This window comes from Solibacillus sp. FSL K6-1523, from assembly GCF_038005225.1.
Classification (GTDB): domain Bacteria; phylum Bacillota; class Bacilli; order Bacillales_A; family Planococcaceae; genus Solibacillus.
Window position 1 is genome coordinate 3,934,558 of record NZ_JBBOSU010000001.1, and the last position, 16,567, is coordinate 3,951,124.

Below are 16,567 nucleotides of genomic sequence, written 5' to 3' on the forward strand. Positions count from 1 at the left end.
TACTTGCATATATAATAAAATTTTTTCTAGGGAGTTAGACCCCTAGAAAAAATTGAGATGGACGTTTTAAAAATGTCCTCTGTTGAAATTTTCGTAACACTTGAACCAAGTCGCGCGCGTGATATAAAATGTCCAAAATTTAAATGGATGAATGTCATAGCGATAGCTTCAATATCAACATCCGTCAACTTCCCTCTTTTCTCCATTTCACAAAAATACGCGACCAATTCTTGTTTGATGAATAAAGGTATTTTGGCAACTTCTTGATCAATTTCAGGAAAAGCGCCTGCTTCTTTGAAAGAAATAAGTACATACTCTTTAATGGAAAACATATAGTTTTGATACTGCGTTGAAAAATGATACAAGTCGTATTCTAAGTCCCAAGTTGCCTGTTCTTGAATGACTTTTTGTAACAGGGGCCCATAGGAGAATTTTTGAATAACGGCATTGAGTATGCCACGTTTGTTTCCAAAGTTGCGGAAAATTGTTACTTCATTGACCCCAGCAAGATCAGCAATAGCTTTTGTGGTTGTCGCTTTATACCCTTTTTTACTTACCAGTTCAATCGCTGCTTCTATAATACGTTCGGAAGTTGTTTCTTTCTCCAATCTTTCATCACATCTCTCTTATACATGTAAGTAATTACTTGCATTATATGATGGGGGCAAATGAATTGTCAATCTGTTTTTTGTTTTCTGCATGTTAGTCGTTTGGTCGGAGTTAGAGAAACAACCTGCACCAGATGTAGAATCAATACAGTTAATAGAATACAATTCATAAGTCTCAAACAAAAAGCTGTGCCTGAAATTCCAATAATAATCGGATTTTCGGCACAGCTATTTTACTAATTAATAAATCAAACTGCCCCCAACTATGCCGCGCTTAACAATTCACAAAACAAACGAGGTCATTCATTATTTTTATTTAAAGGAATTACCAATTCTAATTCCTTAATTTCTTCCAAATAACCTTCACTATTTCGACGACCTGGTTTAAGTGTAAATGATTCAGGTATCGTATCTAATGGAGGCAATGTGAGGATATTCTGATGACCGTAATTCCCTGGCACCACACCAGTTTGTAACGTCAATCCTTCATACTTTTGTCCAGAGTCATCTAGTACATACATTTCAAACCACGGCCATGTATCATTTGCATTCATTTCAACAGGATAATCAACACTTAAATCAATTCTTGTTGTGAGAGGACTAAATGTCACTTTTTCTGCTGTTATCGTATACACTTCATCCAATGTTTGTGCAGATACTTGTGGTGAGAACTCAAAGATTTCGCCTGCTACTTTTTCAAGCGGAAAAGCTACCTCCCACTCCCCCTCAAAGCCAAATAAATTTTCTCCGTGGACCGCAACTTCAATTTCATCGCCGTATTCATCGTAATTAACAAATGTATATTCATGATGCTCAATAATTGTATTCGGGTTTATATCGTCTTGCCCCGTTCCACCATTTGATACCTCAATGGGTTGTCCATTGATTGTTAAAGAAGAAAAACCAACTTTTTCATCTTGCAACGAAAGTACTTTTTCACCTGTATAAACAACGGATACCATTAAGTGAGTACCATCATAGGCTGCTTCTTTTACGGTCATCGTTAAACCGTTTTGACTATCTTGTTTATCAATTATTGTTGCGAGTTGATTACGTTCAATTTTATTAAAAGCAATATCTCTAAAGTCTTTATAAATTGGACCAATTAGTGGAATATTGGATAACGCTCCCGCCATACCTGTGGAAACAAATCCAGAGCCAAGCAAAGAAACACATAACCCACATGCAACTAACAATGAACGTTTTGTTTTACTTCCAACTCTTCTTTTTTTCTTGGCATGAGATATAGCTATTTTCTCTCTTTCCTTTAACTTTTCGATAGGGACATTTATATTGTCGATTGAATTACTGAATTTGTCTTTATTCATAAGAGATAGTCCTCCTTTAAAATGGGCCTTAGCTCCTTTTTCGCTCTACTTAAATGGGATTTGACCGTTCCCTCGGGAGAATTCATGATTGTGGCAATTTCCTTAATAGACAAATCATGATAGTACCTCAATAAAATAATGGTTTTTGCGGTTGGATTTAAGAAATTTAGGGCTTCTGATAGGTCCATTGAATGCAATATAAAATCATCATTTTCAGGTGCAATTAATGCAGCAAATATTTTCTCATCATCTGTAGAAAAATGGCGAGACTCTTTTCGAATAAAATCAATCGCTTTAAAAACTAAAATTTTTGTAATCCAACTAACAAAGCTTTCAGATTTTTTTAACGTCTTTATTGAAATTAAAGCTGTATAAATTGTTTCTTGATAAATATCAAGCGCGTCCTGTTCATTTCTAACATATGCATAGGCTGTCCGATACAACTTTTGTCGAACTGAACTAATCAGTTGTTCAAATGCTTCATCTTCCCCCTTTTTAGCTTTGTGTACTAATTTTGCGATATCCATTTCGGCTCTCCTCTCCGTTACACAATAAAGTCGAACGAGGAAGTACATTGGTTGCAAAATAATTAAATAGGCAACATTATTACTTCTATGTATTCTTAAAGTGCATAGTTGGAATATGTAAAACAACTTGTAACGGGTACCAATACATTTTTCTATCCAACTAAAAAAGCCCCATGCAATTCTACATAGGACTTCAACTTCACTTATTGTATTTTTATTATCAGAGTTATTTGTGCACCGGTGCATGTTTTATTCTACGCCTTTTAAAAATATTTGAGAAAAACGCTCCATAAGCTCCATTCTCTTTTTGATATCTGTTTTATTAGTAAAGGTAATAATTCCATTGATCGTTGTCGCAGCAATTTGACTAACAGATTCTACATCTTCAATAGCCCATTCATTTTCTCTATTTCCCGCACTAAATATCTCATAGTAAGTATTTACATATTGTTGTTCAAGCTCGTTTATTTTTTCTTCGCTATGTTTTGATTCGTGTTCTCCAGTGTAAAATTCCATTATTGCCGTTTGCAGCGGATAATAGAACTCCGTTTTCAAGGATAATTCGTTATATAGATAAAATTTTTCTCTATTGCTCTGGCACTTTTTCTCTTCTTCGCGCCATTTTGCATACCATTGTGCATCTTCATTATTTAGAATTTCCAAAAAGAGATTTTCTTTTGTTTTAAAATGATGATATAAATTCCCTTTACTACTGCCAGAATACTTCACAATATCCCCAGTTGTAGTAGCATTATAGCCATTTTTAATAAATAGTTCTTTTGCTGCCTTTAATATCTTTTCTCTCAACTTTTTCACTCCTACTATGAAGAAATTATCATCCATTATAACATATACAATTACGTTTTCATTTTTATGGTTTATCCTCCTTCCATTCTTCTATTTGCCCCAAAAATATTTGTATCATTAACTTGAAAAATTAAATATTATAAGTTACACTCCTTTTATAGACCGTACAGTCGGTTTGTTATAAAAGCGTATCTAAGGAGGAAAAGTAAGATGGCTTCATTTTTTTCGAAAACATCAGATATGATGACACCAAAGCAACGATGGACCGCTTTGATTGTTCTTGCAGCTAGTTTATTCGTTGTAATGATGGATATGACGATTCTCATTATGGCTTTACCTGATCTTGTAAGAGATTTAAAGCCTAGCGCTACCGAGCAGTTATGGATTGTTGATATATATTCGCTCATTTTAGCTGGTTTTATTATTCCATTGAGTACTTTAGCTGATAGATGGGGGCGTAAAAAAGCTTTACTAACTGGGTTCACTCTATTCGGATTAGTATCTTTACTCATATTTTTTGCGGAAAGTGCATCCTATGTAATTGCTATTCGATTTCTTCTCGGAATTGCTGGTGCTCTAATTATGCCAACGACTCTTTCCATGATTCGTGTAATCTTTGAAAATCCTAAAGAAAGAGCAACAGCACTGGCTGTATGGTCGATTGTTTCTTCTGTGGGTGCTATATTTGGCCCAATTATTGGAGGGGCTTTACTTGAATATTTTTCATGGCATTCAGCCTTTTTAATTAATGTTCCATTCGCTATAATCGCTGTCATTGCTGGTCTATTTTTACTACCTGAGTCACGGGTATCCACTTCACAAGCTCATAGCTGGGATATACCGTCTACTTTTTTATCAGTCGCAGGTATGATTGCATTTGTTTGGAGTATTAAAGAATTCTCAAAAGAAGGGCTTTCTGAATTAACACCATGGATTGTTATTGTAGCTGCCTTCGTTATGCTTATATTATTTGTACGACGTAATTTATCGAGCTCTGACCCAATGCTTGATGTAAGGTTATTTAATAGTCGATCATTCTCAGCTGGTACGATTGCAGCATTCATGACTATGTTTGCAATGGCATCTGTCCTCTTATTAGTTGCCCAATGGTTACAGGTCGTTGAAGGACTTTCACCATTTAAAGCAGGGTTCTATCTGTTACCAATGGCATTAGGAGCAATGGTTTTCGCTCCATTAGCTCCATGGTTAGCCGCACGTCTAGGGGCAAAAATTGTACTACCAATTGGAATTGGAATTGCAGCTATCGGTATGTTCGTTATGTATTTCTTCGGACATCCGTTAACCTATCCAACTTTAGCTGTAGCACTAATATTAGTTGGAGCTGGTACTGCTTCTTTAGCGGTTGCTTCTGCTCTCATAATGTTGGAAACACCAACATCAAAAGCAGGGAATGCTGCTGCAATTGAAGAATCTATGTATGATCTTGGTAACGTGTTTGGAATCGCTGTTCTTGGGAGTCTTGCATCACTGCTTTATCGCTCCTATTTAGATATTACAGCATTTTCATCCGATGGAATTGTTGGTGAATTCGCGCAAATTGCTAACGAATCCGTTGTAGGTGCTGTTGAGGTAGCTAAAATAACGGGCTTTACTCAACTTGCTACAGAAGCTATAGCTGCGTTTAACGACTCTTTTGTAACAACAGCCTTAATCGGTGGAATTATAATGATGATTGTAGCAGTTATTGTTTTCTTTTTAATTCCTAAATCGTTGGATATTACGAAGCAAAAAGATCACTAATAATAATTATATGTAACTAATAGGTATGTCTAGGGAATGAAGGCATTTAAATAATTCGCTCTGTTAAACTTCATTGTAATTAAACTTGCATCCAGTGCAAATACAACTAAAAAACTGTGTCGAAAATCTCAATGTTTAATCGGATTTTCGGCACAGCCCTTTTTTTTCGATTTATTAAATTAAATCATCCCCAACCAAGCACCGCTTCACAATATATCGTCGCTATTATGTGGATGCGATCTATTAACCCCGTTTTCTGCATTTCTTCTTGCATGCTTAAATCAAATTATAATTTCGGCAGTACTTTCCTTGCGCTAAGAAATATCCATGTGCTTAAGACAAAGGGCATGGTTAATGGAGGAAGACCAAAAGGCAGAAGCCATGTATGGAGACTAGCTGCAATTGGAACAGTCAAACATGCTGCAATAATTCCTGTAACATAAGAAAGTCGCTGTTTACTCGTATTAAATATAAGTGCTACTGCGATGGCAGTTAAAATACCATTATAGCCGTACAAACCAACGAATATTAATGAGCGTTCTGCTCCTAGTATTAAAGCGGTTAATAAAGCGGCTGCATTTCCTAAAAAAGCATAAAGACCAAGTCGCCAACCAGCAATAAAAACGGCAATAAAAATCAAAAGCCCAGATATTGTATAATCGAGGAAAAATACTTGTCCGATTCCCGTAAAGATCCCTTCTGTCAAATTAAATGGTCCTGTAATATCTAACTCCCACTGCCATAAGCTTTGAGGTACGAGTGCATTACTCGTATGGACTGCGCTTAATCGGTAAGATATGAGCAAGGTAAACAAAGTTAATATAATAAAAGGAAATGTTAGAACCGGTATGTCCGTCTTTTTCATAACATGCATCAATGCGGCAGTTATGATGGCAGCAAGGAAGGCGCCGATTAGACAGAAGATCCAATGGAATGGACCAGTTAGAAACAAGTACAGTGCCATACCTGTAAGCACAGAGTTAAAACCAAATAATCCTTGATTAATAATCTCTTTATCGGCACCGCCCAATTTCCCTAGTAATGTACCAATCATTGCCGATAATATAGCAATAACTCCTAAAGAAAAGGAAGAGATCATAATAGCAAGCAGAATAATAGCTCCAGTAATGGAGTTTTCTATCAAAATAACTTGTGAGATACCTTTCAGTGATACTTTCATAAAGTGAAATGCCCGATTGATGAATGAATTATTTTTCAACGTATGTCCCTCCTCCAATTGTCCTTCCGTTTCGTTATAAATTTAACGAAAAGTAAATCGTCTATTGAATGCTTATCCACATAAATGGATATTCCCTTAAATTGAAAAGAAAATCTAGTCATTTTATTTAAAGCTACTGTCTTTATTATTAATTGGATTTTCTTATAGCACTATTAATTATTAAATGACCCCTACCTTTTCACCTCCCATACCCCCTTTGTATTTCTGACTATTCTAACAACTATAAGGTTCATCCCTACCTACTTGTACTTCATTTACAATTGTTTTTGTATTTTCAACGTGTACACCCAATTATCTTTGAATATCTAAAATATCCTCTAATTTTGTTAATCGATAAATTTTATGTACCTTGTTAAATATTGCAGAATTAGTTATCTTCTTGAAGCTGATTTAGACATATATTCAAGAGTACAACCTTTTGTCAATATTTTTTTTTTCAAAGCAGGCAATATCACCTCCAAATACTCCTGCCAATAATCGTTATCTCCTTCTATATCTTGAAGCCAATAATACATTAACAATATTTCGAATTCCTGTTTCCTGCCTTTAGTAAAAGACTTTTTCGGCATCTTTCTATACAAGGAATCGAGATTAAAAAGATTGCTTTTTTGCTTGTAATTATAATCGTACTTTCTCCAGCTATGATTACTTTTCTTTCTATGAGTTGCTGGCCAAGTATCTTCATTATCAAAAAAGTGGTGTATCCAACTATAAGCAAATGCAAGTAGATTAACCTGATGCTTTTCCCACGTTGTATCAATCCAATCAGTAATTTCTTCTGATATTGATGAATGTTCAATATTAAAATTTTTCTTACTCTCTACTTTGTGATAATCCCTTATTAAAAGAAATAGCATTTCGGTCTGGTCCTTAAGAAACGGCAACTTTTTAATGAGTTGTTAATAGCAATCATATGAAGCATTTCTAAATTCACTTTCAGCATTGTACAGAAAGAAAAACTCATTCTTCTTCATAATTGTTCCAACATGTTTGTGTATTTGTTTCCCACATTCATTATAAATACCAACAGCCCATTCTCTAACCTCAGGCTCATACTCCTTAAGCTGCTTACAATATTTCTCTAGCTTTTCATTATGCAATATCGTTTTTTCTTCAGCTTCCGTGATATTCAGATAGTTAGTGAAATACTCAAATATATAATCAACGCAAATTTTCATGTTTTGAGTACGTGCATCAATATCAAATTCGTTGAGCTTATCTTCCTTTTTCCTTCGAGAGATATAATCCTCTATACTTAGCATTCAAGCCTCACTCCTCATAATTTAATTTCGCTATTTTTATAGTTGAATTTTTAAAATTCATTATATCGTTAATTCAATAACTTCAACGTCAAAATATTTAATCCTTTTCAGAACAGCAAAAAAAACGAAATTTCACCATCGGAACAACCTGCACCAAGCATCGATACAATTCTTCAAATTAATTATAATTAAAAAAGCCATGCCGAAATGTCCAATTGTAATAATTGGCTCTTCGGCACAGCTTTTATTTATATTACATATTAAATCAAACCAACTCCAACCACGCCACCGCTTCACAATGCGTCGTATGCGGGAACATATCAACCGGCTGTACTTCCTGCGTCTTATACCCACCATCCTCTAAAATACGTAAATCACGCGCTAGTGTTGCAGGATTACAAGAAACATACACGACACGTTTTGGCTTCTGCTCGATGATTGTGTTGAGTAATGCCTCGTCACAGCCTTTACGTGGTGGATCGACGACTAACACGTCTGCTTCCTTACCTTCTTTATACCAGCGAGGGATCACTTCTTCTGCTGGGCCTGCTTCGAAATAGGTGTTTGTAAAGCCGTTTAGTTCTGCATTGCGCTTTGCATCTTCAATCGCTTGTGGCACAATTTCAACGCCCATTACATGCCCTGCTTGCTGCGCTAAAAATAGTGAAATCGAGCCGATACCGCAGTATGCATCAATGACACGTTCATTGCCTGTTAGCTGTGCATAGTCCAATGCTTGCTTATATAGCACCTCTGTTTGGAGCGGATTTACTTGATAGAAAGAACGTGCCGAAATTTCAAAGCGTACATTGCCAATCGTATCTTCAATCGTATCTTTGCCCCAAAGTGTAAGTGTTTCATTGCCGAAAATGACATTTGTTTTTTCGCCATTAATATTTTGGACAATCGACGTAACATTTGGTACAAGCTCACGAAGCAATTCAATCGCGGCTTCTGCTTGTGGGAATTTGCGTGATTTGGTAACGAGCACAATCATGACTTCCCCTGTTGCGCGTCCTTTGCGTACTACAACATGGCGTAGCATGCCTCGGTTCGATTGCTCATCATATGGGCGAATGCCTAAAGTTGCTAATTTCTCTTTAAAATCAGCCATCATCATATCGGCTTCACCCGTTTGGATTAAGCAACGTTCCATATCGACAATCGCATGAGATTTCATTTTGTAGAAGCCTGCTACTGTTTGTCCTGAATCGCCTAATCCAAATGGAATTTGTGATTTATTACGATAATGCCAAGGTTCGTCCATCCCTTTTACAGGTAGTACCGGCGCATCGATTTTCCCTAAACGCTTCATTACGTTGGCAACCATGTTTTGCTTCCATTTTAATTGTCCTTCATACGAAAGGTGCTGCAATTGGCAGCCGCCGCATTGTGCGAAATAGTCACATGGCGCATCTACTCGGTCCGGTGATTTTTCGGTAATGCCTATAATTTTAGCAAAGCCATAATTTTTTAATGTTTTTACTACATGCACTTCCATCGTTTCACCAGGTAGCGCTCCCTGGATGAAGAGTGGGTAACCATTTATTTTTGCGACACCATTGCCATCATGCGTTAAATCTTCTATATAGACAGTCGTGCGATCATTTTTATTAATTGGTGCAGTCATTTCATATTCGTCCTCTCGTTTTTCAATTCTTTTATTGTACCATGTGAACGACCTTTTGCACGCTTAACCCGCATTTATGAATCGAAAAAACGCCTCCCCTTCACATTTGATGTATGCGTGAAGGGAGGCGCTATTTATTGTTTGTTACTTAATTTATCTTTCGGTGCTGTATAAAATGCAAGAAATAATGCGAGCACAACGACAATAAATGGTGCGACAAAAATTAGAAATCCGCTCATTGCTGCTTCCTCCTATACATGCTCATCATGAATTCCACGAACATAGGCTTTATCAAATACAAACAGTTTGAATAATAAAACGAGTGACGGAATTAATAAAGCCGCGCCCAATATAAACACGATAATTAACGCAATCGCCATTTCTTTATTTGTGAAGCTATCATGAATCGTCAAATACGGATACAGTAAATACGGGTAATGAGAGATGCCGTATGCAAAGAAAGCTAGCGCGAATTGGCTAAATAATAAGATAACCATCATGCCATAGTTTCTCTTCATCCATAATAACCATGTCGTAATAAAAAAGAGAATGGCCGAAATCGCAAATAACCACCATACATTCGCCATTTTTTCAAAGCGGAATGAATTATGTCCGCGAAACTCAACAATAATCCCAACCGCAGCAATTGCGAGCGGTGCCGACCAAATTAATGCAAACTTGCGCATTAAGATCGATGCTTTATGATCTCTTGCTTTATGCGCATACCAGGTTAAAAACACCGCTGAAATATAAAGCACGGCAACAATACTTAAAACGACGATACTCCACGTTAATGGACTCGTAAACAAAGCCTTATAATTCAACTGTGGATAATTGTTCACCATTTCCACAAAGCCGCCTTCGGAAATAGTGAATACCACTGAAAATGAAGCCGGTATTAATAATCCAGCTAAACCGTAAGCTGTAGCATAGCCTTTATGCCCTGCCATTCCATATGATTCAAACGCATAGTAGGCACCACGAATCGATAAAAGAATTAACGAAATACTGACGGGCACAAGTAAAATCGTGCCATAATAAAAGGCGGTTTGCGGGAAAAAGCCGACCATCCCAACAAAGAAAAATACGAGAAAGACGTTCGTTACTTCCCACACAGGTGATAAATAACGTTTAATGACATCACTTAAAATATCCGAGCGATTCGTTAACACACTATACGCATTATAAAATCCAGCACCAAAGTCAATCGAAGCAATAATAACGTAGCCGAAAAGAAAAGCCCAAAGTACGCAAATTCCAATAAGCTCTAAACTCATACGAAGTCCCTCTCTTTCCTTTTCGCTATTTCATTTTCAATTGGATTGTTTTTAAACATACGTTGCAATGCGAGAATACTACCAATGGCAAGGATAAAATAAAGTAACGAGAATAAAATTAACATGAGGTCAACATATTCACTCGTTGTTGCACCCTGTTCTGTACGCATAATCCCTCGTAATAGCCAAGGTTGTCTTCCTACTTCTGCTAGCCACCACCCAAATTCAATGGCTAGAACTGATAATGGCCCACCTGCGACGACAATCCACCTAAACCATTTCGTTTGAATAAATGTCCAGCCGCGCCATAGTGCAAGTAAATAAATGAGCGAAAGTGCCACCATAAACATGCCGATCATTACCATGCCATCAAATAAATAGTGAATATAATATGGCGGATGTTCGTCTACGGGAAACTGATCAAGTCCGATTACCTCCGCAGTTGGATTATTATGCGCCAAAATACTTAAAGCATATGGAATTTTCAATGCATATTTCACTTCACCATCATCCAGCACACCGAGCAATACAAGCGGTGCATTCGGTGTTGTTTCAAAATGCCATTCTGCTGCTGCCAGCTTTTCTGGTTGGTACTCCGCTAAATATTTGCCTGAAAAGTCACCAACAATAGCTGTTGCTACCGCAAATATAAAGCCTAATTTCATCAGTAAATAAAGTGATTTCTTATGATATTCATGGTTGGAGCCGCGCAATAAACGATATGCTGCAGCGGATGCTAATAAAAACGCACAAGTCATATAAGCAGTCAGCAATACATGCGCTACTTTCGTTGGCATAGCTGGGTTGAACATTGCGACGAGTGGCTGAATATTGATTAATTGTCCATCGACAATATCAAAGCCTTGTGGTGCATTCATAAACGCATTTAACACGGTAATAAAAACCGCAGACATGGATGCCCCGATCGCTACGGGAATGAGTAGCAACATATGCTTTTTTTGATTTTCAAAACGATCCCATGTATATAAATAAATCCCTAAAAAGATTGCCTCAAAAAAGAACGCAAATGTTTCCATGAACAGTGGCAACGCGATTAATTGACCTGCCACTTGCATAAAGTTCGGCCATAATAGCGATAATTGCAGACCGATTACAGTACCTGTCACGACCCCAACAGCAACGGTAATAACAAAACCTCTCGCCCAACGTCTTGCCATTAATATATAGTGTTCATCATTATTTTTAATTCCAATCCATTGGGCAATCATAATCAAAATTGGCACACCGACGCCAATTGTTGCGTAAATAATATGAAATGATAGCGTAACTTCAGTTAAAATACGGCTCCAAAATACAGCAGAATCATTGATCAATTTATTTTCTCCTTTCATGCAATCGAATCAATTTCGCCTTGGCGTAATTGCGTCCAGAGGCACTATCTTCATTACTATACCCATCTCATGACATTTCGAACGCTTAAATTCTCAAAAATCATTTCATCCCATAAATTCATTCAATAGAAAAAAGCTTGTAAAGACATTATGTCCCTACAAGCTTTCATTCATTTATTTGATTTTATCTTCTTCGCGAATTTCGTCAATTGGCACAAATACTTCAATATGACGCTTTAAATTTTGGAAAACCGCCGGAGCATCTCCACCGTACTCGCCATCTAAATTTAAATGTACCTCTTCCTCAGATGTAACTTTGACACGGCTTGCTTTCCGATAAATAACGCGTTCATCATTTAAATGCTCGCCTCGCAGCGCAAGTGATGCAATTCGAATAAAGTCAGCAATATTACATTCCTTTAAAATCATGACCGTAAATAAGCCGTCATTAATCGATGCGTCTGGGGCAATTTTCTCAAACCCTCCCACAGAGTTTGTTAATCCACATAGGAACATCATGACATTGCCGTCATATACTTCGTCGTCCATTTCAATTTTCATATGCGTTGCTTTAATGGAAGGAATCATTTCAATTCCTTTTAAATAGTAAGCTAACTGACCAAGCATTGTTTTCATTTTGCTCGGCACTTCGTAGGTCAGTTCAGTAATACGCCCTCCAGCAGCAATATTAATGAAATAACGTTCATCATTTAATATTCCAACATCAACTGGGATTGTTTCACCCGCAAGTATAATGTCTACTGCTTCATCAATTTTCCGTGGAATTTGAACAGCACGTGCAAAATCATTCGTCGTTCCCATTGGAATTAACCCGATTTTCGGACGGTTCTCACATTGACTAACGCCTGAAACAACTTCATTCAATGTACCGTCACCACCGACAGCAATCACGATATCGAACTCTCGTTTTACAGCTTCTATTGCTGCATTTGTTGCATCTCCCGCACCTGTTGTGGCATGACATGATGTTTCATATCCTGCTATTTCTAGTTTTTCTAATACTTCTGGTAAATGTTTTTTAAAAACTTCGCGACCAGAAGATGGATTATAAATAATTCGCGCTCGTTTCATAATTATCTCATCCTGATTTATTATTTTTCACCGTAATTCACTTTTTCATCCTGTTAAAATTATACTGTTGGATGTTTATAAATTGCAACTGTTGCTTAGTTATTCGCGTAATCCTCTTCAATATATACGTTCCAATCAAAAATAAGTTCCTACCGTTATAATATAGTAGGAACCTCGATTTCATACGACAAAATTATATATAATCAATTAAAGTATCTAACATAAACACAACTCGTTCTATTTAAGTATCTGCTTCTATAAATTCTAAGTTATTATTTCATCATTCTGAATCAAATATTGCCATAGTAAAATTTGTATTCATACTTGCTAAAAATGCCATTTGAGCATGCTTTTACTTTTAAAAAATTTTATTTTGCATATGTATTATTAAGTTCCGGTATTTATATTAAAAAAATGAAGAAAGGATTTAAAATTTCTATTCAGTAGGACAATTAATTAAGTAAACGCCGCCTCACACGGTAGCGGCGCACTTTATAAAGAAAGCTTCAGTAGGCAAAATTTTATAATGGCTGGCCTTGCACAAAGCACAAAGATGAGTCGTACAGATTTGTGACAACAAAGCTGTGTGACTCATCTGCTTAGCCAGCCATGCAAGCACATACTTTATTAGAATTTATGTTGGAATCTTTTCTTTAAACTATAAAATTGCTGCTACAGTCTTTTTAAAATCTTCATATACATATGACCACATTTGCGGATTTTCTGTATATTGTATACGGAAGTTTTCATACATCGCTTTTTGTGCCTCTTCAAAATTAGGATCTTCCTTATCTGGTAGCTGCGCGCGATTATCCATAACGAATTGTTGTAACTGTGGTGCACGCGGTCCCCACTTTCCTAGCACTTCGCCCATCTCATTTAAAATGATATAGATTGGGATTGCCCGTCCACCATTCGTTAAGTAACGATCGATTAAATCTGTGTCTGCATCACGCAATGCTGTACGAATTTCAACATTTGCAGCTTCTGCAACTTTTCGGATGATTGGATTGTTTAGCATCGCATCTCCACACCAATCTTCTGTAATCGCTAAAATATGGACATTTGCATTTTTCAAGTTTTCGATAAATGCATCTTCCTGCGCCACTTCAAAACTTTCATAAATAGCAAAGCTCTGTTCTTTTAGCTGCGACATATCCTCCATATAAACTTTCATTTCTTTACTTTCTTCAAAATATTGTTGTTCTGTTTTCATTTCAATTCCCTCCCTATATATACTAAGTCCATTTTGACGCTTTTCATGACAAAGTGAAAGATTATTTATGCCTAAACATTATTATATCCAGAATCAATTACGCCTCGGCGTAATTGCGTCCAGATTTTTTCGAGCTCGCTCGAAAAACTTCCCTTAAAAATCTGTGACATCCGCCGGAGCTTAACTTGATTCAGCTGGAGTTTAAACCCCCACGCAAGTAAAATTACCTTTTTTGGCATTCATCCCCCACTTATAGAAGTAGAGAACTTCTGTACCTGCCACTTCGCTTTCGGTACAAATACATTTGCTGAATTAAGTTAAATAAAATTTGAATCTTCGATGAAATAGATCAATTGTGTCTATTTTGTTACAAACTATAGTAGATTGAAAATTCAAAATGAATGAATTTTTCGAGCATATTCCCCTTGAATTCAAAGTAATTCAAGGGTTAATTAGTATATAGGTAAACTATTTTAAAATATAATATAAATTTGATAATATTCGGAATTATTGGACTTATTTGATTTCAAAACTTTTTTCTTAAACAGTCTTTTTTTATCAACAATATTCTGATATATTGTATTAACGCATCAAAATATTATCAGAAAATTTAATTTACATGAATTTCTAGGGGGACTATTTAATGAAGTACAACAAAGTAGTATTACCAGCAATGGCTCTTTCTCTTTCTGCATTTTTAGCAGCTTGTGGTACCGATGAAGGGTCAAAAGACACAGACAAAAATGCATCAGGTGACGCAGCAAAAAATTTAAACGTATTAATTACATCTGAACCACCAAAATTACATCCACAATTAGCAACAGATACTACTTCTGGAGTAATTATTGAAAACGCATTTGAAGGTTTAACAACAATGGTAAATGGCGAGCCTATTTTAGCAGCTGCCGAAGACTATAAAGTTTCTGATGACCTACTTACTTACACATTTACTTTGCGTGATGCGCAGTGGTCAAATGGTGAACAAGTAACTGCTGAAGACTTTGCCTTTGCATGGTTATGGGGTTTAAATCCAGAAAACGCTTCTGAATATTCATCAATCCTTTATGCAATTAAAGGTGCAGAAAACTATAATAACGGTTTAGGTACTGCTGAAGAAGTAGGAGTTAAAGCAATCGATGAAAAAACACTTGAAGTTACTTTAGAAGCGCCTACTCCTTATTTCTTAGAGTTAACAGCTTTCAAAACTTTCTTCCCAATTAACAAAGCAACTGCTGAAGCGAATCCAAAATGGTTCACAGAAGCTGATTCTTATGTATCAAATGGTGCATACAACTTAGCATCTTGGAAACACGCAAGCGAAATCGTATTAGAAAAACGCGATACGTATTGGGATGCTGAAAATGTAGCGATTGAATCAGTAAACGTTGCAATGGTTGAGTCTGAAACGACACAAATGACAATGTTTGATAGTGGCGAAGTTGACTTCTTAGGCGCACCATTCGGCGGAATCTCTCTTGATTCAATCGAGCGCTTAAAATCTGAAAATAAATTAAATGTATCTGATTTATCAGGTATTTACTGGTACAAACTAAATACAAAAGATCCGGTTATGCAAAATGAAAACATTCGTAAAGCGTTATCTTTATCAATCGACCGTGAAGGAATCGTTAAAAACATCACTAAAGGTGAGCAAGAGCCAGCACTTGGTATCGTTCCAAACTCGGTTGCAGGTTTCGGCGATGACGAAGGTTATTTCCAAGATGCAAACTACGATGAAGCGAAAAAGTATTTAGATGCAGGTCTTAAAGAATTAGGTATTGCAAGCGCTGCTGATTTAGAAATTAAAGTTTCTTATAACACTTCAGAATCACACTCTGCAATCGCACAATTCATCCAACAAGGTTGGACGAAAAACTTAGGTATCAAAATTAAGCTTGATAATGCTGAATGGCAAGTATATTTAGACAAAATCAACAATGGCGATTTCCAAGTAGGTCGTATGGGTTGGTCTGCTGACTACAACGATGCTTACTCATTCTTAGAAATGTACAGCAGTGCAGAGAACGGCAATAACCAAACTGGTTGGAGCAATCCAGAGTATACGAAGTTACTGAAAGAATCTACTACAGAAACAGACTCTGCTAAACGTTTAGAAAAATTATTAGAAGCAGAAGCTATTCTAATGGAAGAAATGCCTGTAGCACCAATCTACTTCCAAACAAACTTAAATGTTGTTGCGGATAAGGTTAAAAATATGGCTCCTAATGCAATTGGTAGCATCAACCTGAAATACGTAGATATTCAAAATGAGGATGAGGACGAGGGCAAGAAATAACCTCTCGTAAACTTTATACAATAAACTCATGCGAACACATGAGATGCTTGTCTTTTTCAAGTAGGAAGGCTGCTGAAACATTCATTTGTTTCAAGCAGCCTTTCCTGCTATATAAGAATTTTCAAAATAGTACATTTTTTGACGGCGGGTTTCTACCATTAATATAGTAGC

The 16,567-nt window shown here is 36.5% G+C and carries 15 protein-coding genes; 2 read left to right on the forward strand and 13 right to left on the reverse strand.

What is annotated here, in order from left to right:
- Positions 1-26: 26 nt before the first annotated feature.
- The 4 genes from MHI10_RS19000 to MHI10_RS19015 form a co-directional block, all read right to left on the reverse strand.
- Positions 27-608: a TetR/AcrR family transcriptional regulator gene (locus tag MHI10_RS19000; RefSeq protein WP_340788237.1), complete on the reverse strand. Its 582-nt coding sequence runs from the start codon at positions 606-608 to the stop codon at positions 27-29.
- A 299-nt stretch (positions 609-907) separates the two neighbouring features.
- The gene (locus MHI10_RS19005) at positions 908-1,936 is read right to left on the reverse strand and encodes a DUF4179 domain-containing protein (RefSeq protein WP_340788240.1); all 1,029 of its coding nucleotides are present in this window, start codon (positions 1,934-1,936) and stop codon (positions 908-910) included.
- Positions 1,933-2,463 carry a sigma-70 family RNA polymerase sigma factor gene (locus tag MHI10_RS19010; RefSeq protein ID WP_340788242.1) on the reverse strand — a complete coding sequence of 177 codons (531 nt, stop codon included), beginning with the start codon at positions 2,461-2,463 and terminating at the stop codon, positions 1,933-1,935. The genes MHI10_RS19005 and MHI10_RS19010 overlap by 4 nt, the downstream gene beginning before the upstream one ends.
- Positions 2,464-2,712: 249 nt before the next feature.
- Complete coding sequence (locus MHI10_RS19015) at positions 2,713-3,270, reverse strand: TetR/AcrR family transcriptional regulator (RefSeq protein WP_340788243.1); 558 nt, start codon at positions 3,268-3,270, stop codon at positions 2,713-2,715.
- A gap of 129 nt (positions 3,271-3,399) precedes the next feature.
- Here MHI10_RS19015 and qac point away from each other — a divergent pair, with 129 nt between their 5' ends.
- Positions 3,400-5,031, forward strand: coding sequence for a QacA/B family quaternary ammonium compound efflux MFS transporter (gene qac, locus MHI10_RS19020; protein ID WP_340789291.1), 1,632 nt, complete (start codon positions 3,400-3,402; stop codon positions 5,029-5,031).
- Between the two features lie 286 nt (positions 5,032-5,317).
- Here the strand turns inward: qac and MHI10_RS19025 are convergent, their stop codons facing one another.
- From MHI10_RS19025 to MHI10_RS19060, 9 genes are all read right to left on the reverse strand, one after another.
- Positions 5,318-6,250: an urea transporter gene (locus MHI10_RS19025; RefSeq protein WP_340788247.1), complete on the reverse strand. Its 933-nt coding sequence runs from the start codon at positions 6,248-6,250 to the stop codon at positions 5,318-5,320.
- Positions 6,251-6,642: 392 nt separating this feature from the next.
- On the reverse strand, positions 6,643-7,128 hold the full coding sequence (locus MHI10_RS19030) for a hypothetical protein (RefSeq protein WP_340788249.1): 486 nt from the start codon (positions 7,126-7,128) through the stop codon (positions 6,643-6,645).
- A 42-nt stretch (positions 7,129-7,170) separates the two neighbouring features.
- Positions 7,171-7,533 (reverse strand): hypothetical protein, encoded by a 363-nt coding sequence (locus tag MHI10_RS19035; protein WP_340788252.1) that lies wholly within the window; start codon positions 7,531-7,533, stop codon positions 7,171-7,173.
- A gap of 265 nt (positions 7,534-7,798) precedes the next feature.
- Positions 7,799-9,163: a 23S rRNA (uracil(1939)-C(5))-methyltransferase RlmD gene (gene rlmD / locus MHI10_RS19040; protein WP_340788255.1), complete on the reverse strand. Its 1,365-nt coding sequence runs from the start codon at positions 9,161-9,163 to the stop codon at positions 7,799-7,801.
- A 134-nt stretch (positions 9,164-9,297) separates the two neighbouring features.
- On the reverse strand, positions 9,298-9,402 hold the full coding sequence (gene cydS / locus MHI10_RS21455; protein ID WP_445683198.1) for a cytochrome bd oxidase small subunit CydS: 105 nt from the start codon (positions 9,400-9,402) through the stop codon (positions 9,298-9,300).
- Between the two features lie 12 nt (positions 9,403-9,414).
- Positions 9,415-10,440 (reverse strand): cytochrome d ubiquinol oxidase subunit II, encoded by a 1,026-nt coding sequence (locus MHI10_RS19045; RefSeq protein WP_340788258.1) that lies wholly within the window; start codon positions 10,438-10,440, stop codon positions 9,415-9,417.
- On the reverse strand, positions 10,437-11,774 hold the full coding sequence (locus MHI10_RS19050) for a cytochrome ubiquinol oxidase subunit I (RefSeq protein WP_340788259.1): 1,338 nt from the start codon (positions 11,772-11,774) through the stop codon (positions 10,437-10,439). The genes MHI10_RS19045 and MHI10_RS19050 overlap by 4 nt, the downstream gene beginning before the upstream one ends.
- A 192-nt stretch (positions 11,775-11,966) precedes the next feature.
- The gene (locus tag MHI10_RS19055) at positions 11,967-12,884 is read right to left on the reverse strand and encodes a diacylglycerol kinase (protein ID WP_340788262.1); all 918 of its coding nucleotides are present in this window, start codon (positions 12,882-12,884) and stop codon (positions 11,967-11,969) included.
- A 658-nt stretch (positions 12,885-13,542) separates the two neighbouring features.
- Positions 13,543-14,100, reverse strand: a complete 558-nt coding sequence (locus tag MHI10_RS19060) for a thioredoxin family protein (protein ID WP_340788264.1) — start codon at positions 14,098-14,100, stop codon at positions 13,543-13,545.
- Positions 14,101-14,743: 643 nt separating this feature from the next.
- Between MHI10_RS19060 and MHI10_RS19065 the strand changes: the two genes are divergently transcribed.
- Positions 14,744-16,396, forward strand: a complete 1,653-nt coding sequence (locus tag MHI10_RS19065; RefSeq protein ID WP_340788266.1) for a peptide ABC transporter substrate-binding protein — start codon at positions 14,744-14,746, stop codon at positions 16,394-16,396.
- The last annotated feature ends 171 nt before the right edge of the window (positions 16,397-16,567 follow it).

What these genes read in the sequence shown, in the direction of transcription:
- MHI10_RS19035 (WP_340788252.1), bottom strand. Translation starts at nt 7,533, where the DNA reads ATGCTAAGTATAGAGGATTATATCTCTCGAAGGAAAAAGGAAGATAAG.
- MHI10_RS19055 (WP_340788262.1), bottom strand. Translation starts at nt 12,884, where the DNA reads ATGAAACGAGCGCGAATTATTTATAATCCATCTTCTGGTCGCGAAGTT.
- MHI10_RS19065 (WP_340788266.1), top strand. Translation starts at nt 14,744, where the DNA reads ATGAAGTACAACAAAGTAGTATTACCAGCAATGGCTCTTTCTCTTTCT.
- MHI10_RS19045 (WP_340788258.1), bottom strand. Translation starts at nt 10,440, where the DNA reads ATGAGTTTAGAGCTTATTGGAATTTGCGTACTTTGGGCTTTTCTTTTC.
- cydS (WP_445683198.1), bottom strand. Translation starts at nt 9,402, where the DNA reads ATGAGCGGATTTCTAATTTTTGTCGCACCATTTATTGTCGTTGTGCTC.
- MHI10_RS19060 (WP_340788264.1), bottom strand. Translation starts at nt 14,100, where the DNA reads ATGAAAACAGAACAACAATATTTTGAAGAAAGTAAAGAAATGAAAGTT.
- MHI10_RS19005 (WP_340788240.1), bottom strand. Translation starts at nt 1,936, where the DNA reads ATGAATAAAGACAAATTCAGTAATTCAATCGACAATATAAATGTCCCT.
- MHI10_RS19030 (WP_340788249.1), bottom strand. Translation starts at nt 7,128, where the DNA reads ATGCTATTTCTTTTAATAAGGGATTATCACAAAGTAGAGAGTAAGAAA.
- MHI10_RS19010 (WP_340788242.1), bottom strand. Translation starts at nt 2,463, where the DNA reads ATGGATATCGCAAAATTAGTACACAAAGCTAAAAAGGGGGAAGATGAA.
- rlmD (WP_340788255.1), bottom strand. Translation starts at nt 9,163, where the DNA reads ATGACTGCACCAATTAATAAAAATGATCGCACGACTGTCTATATAGAA.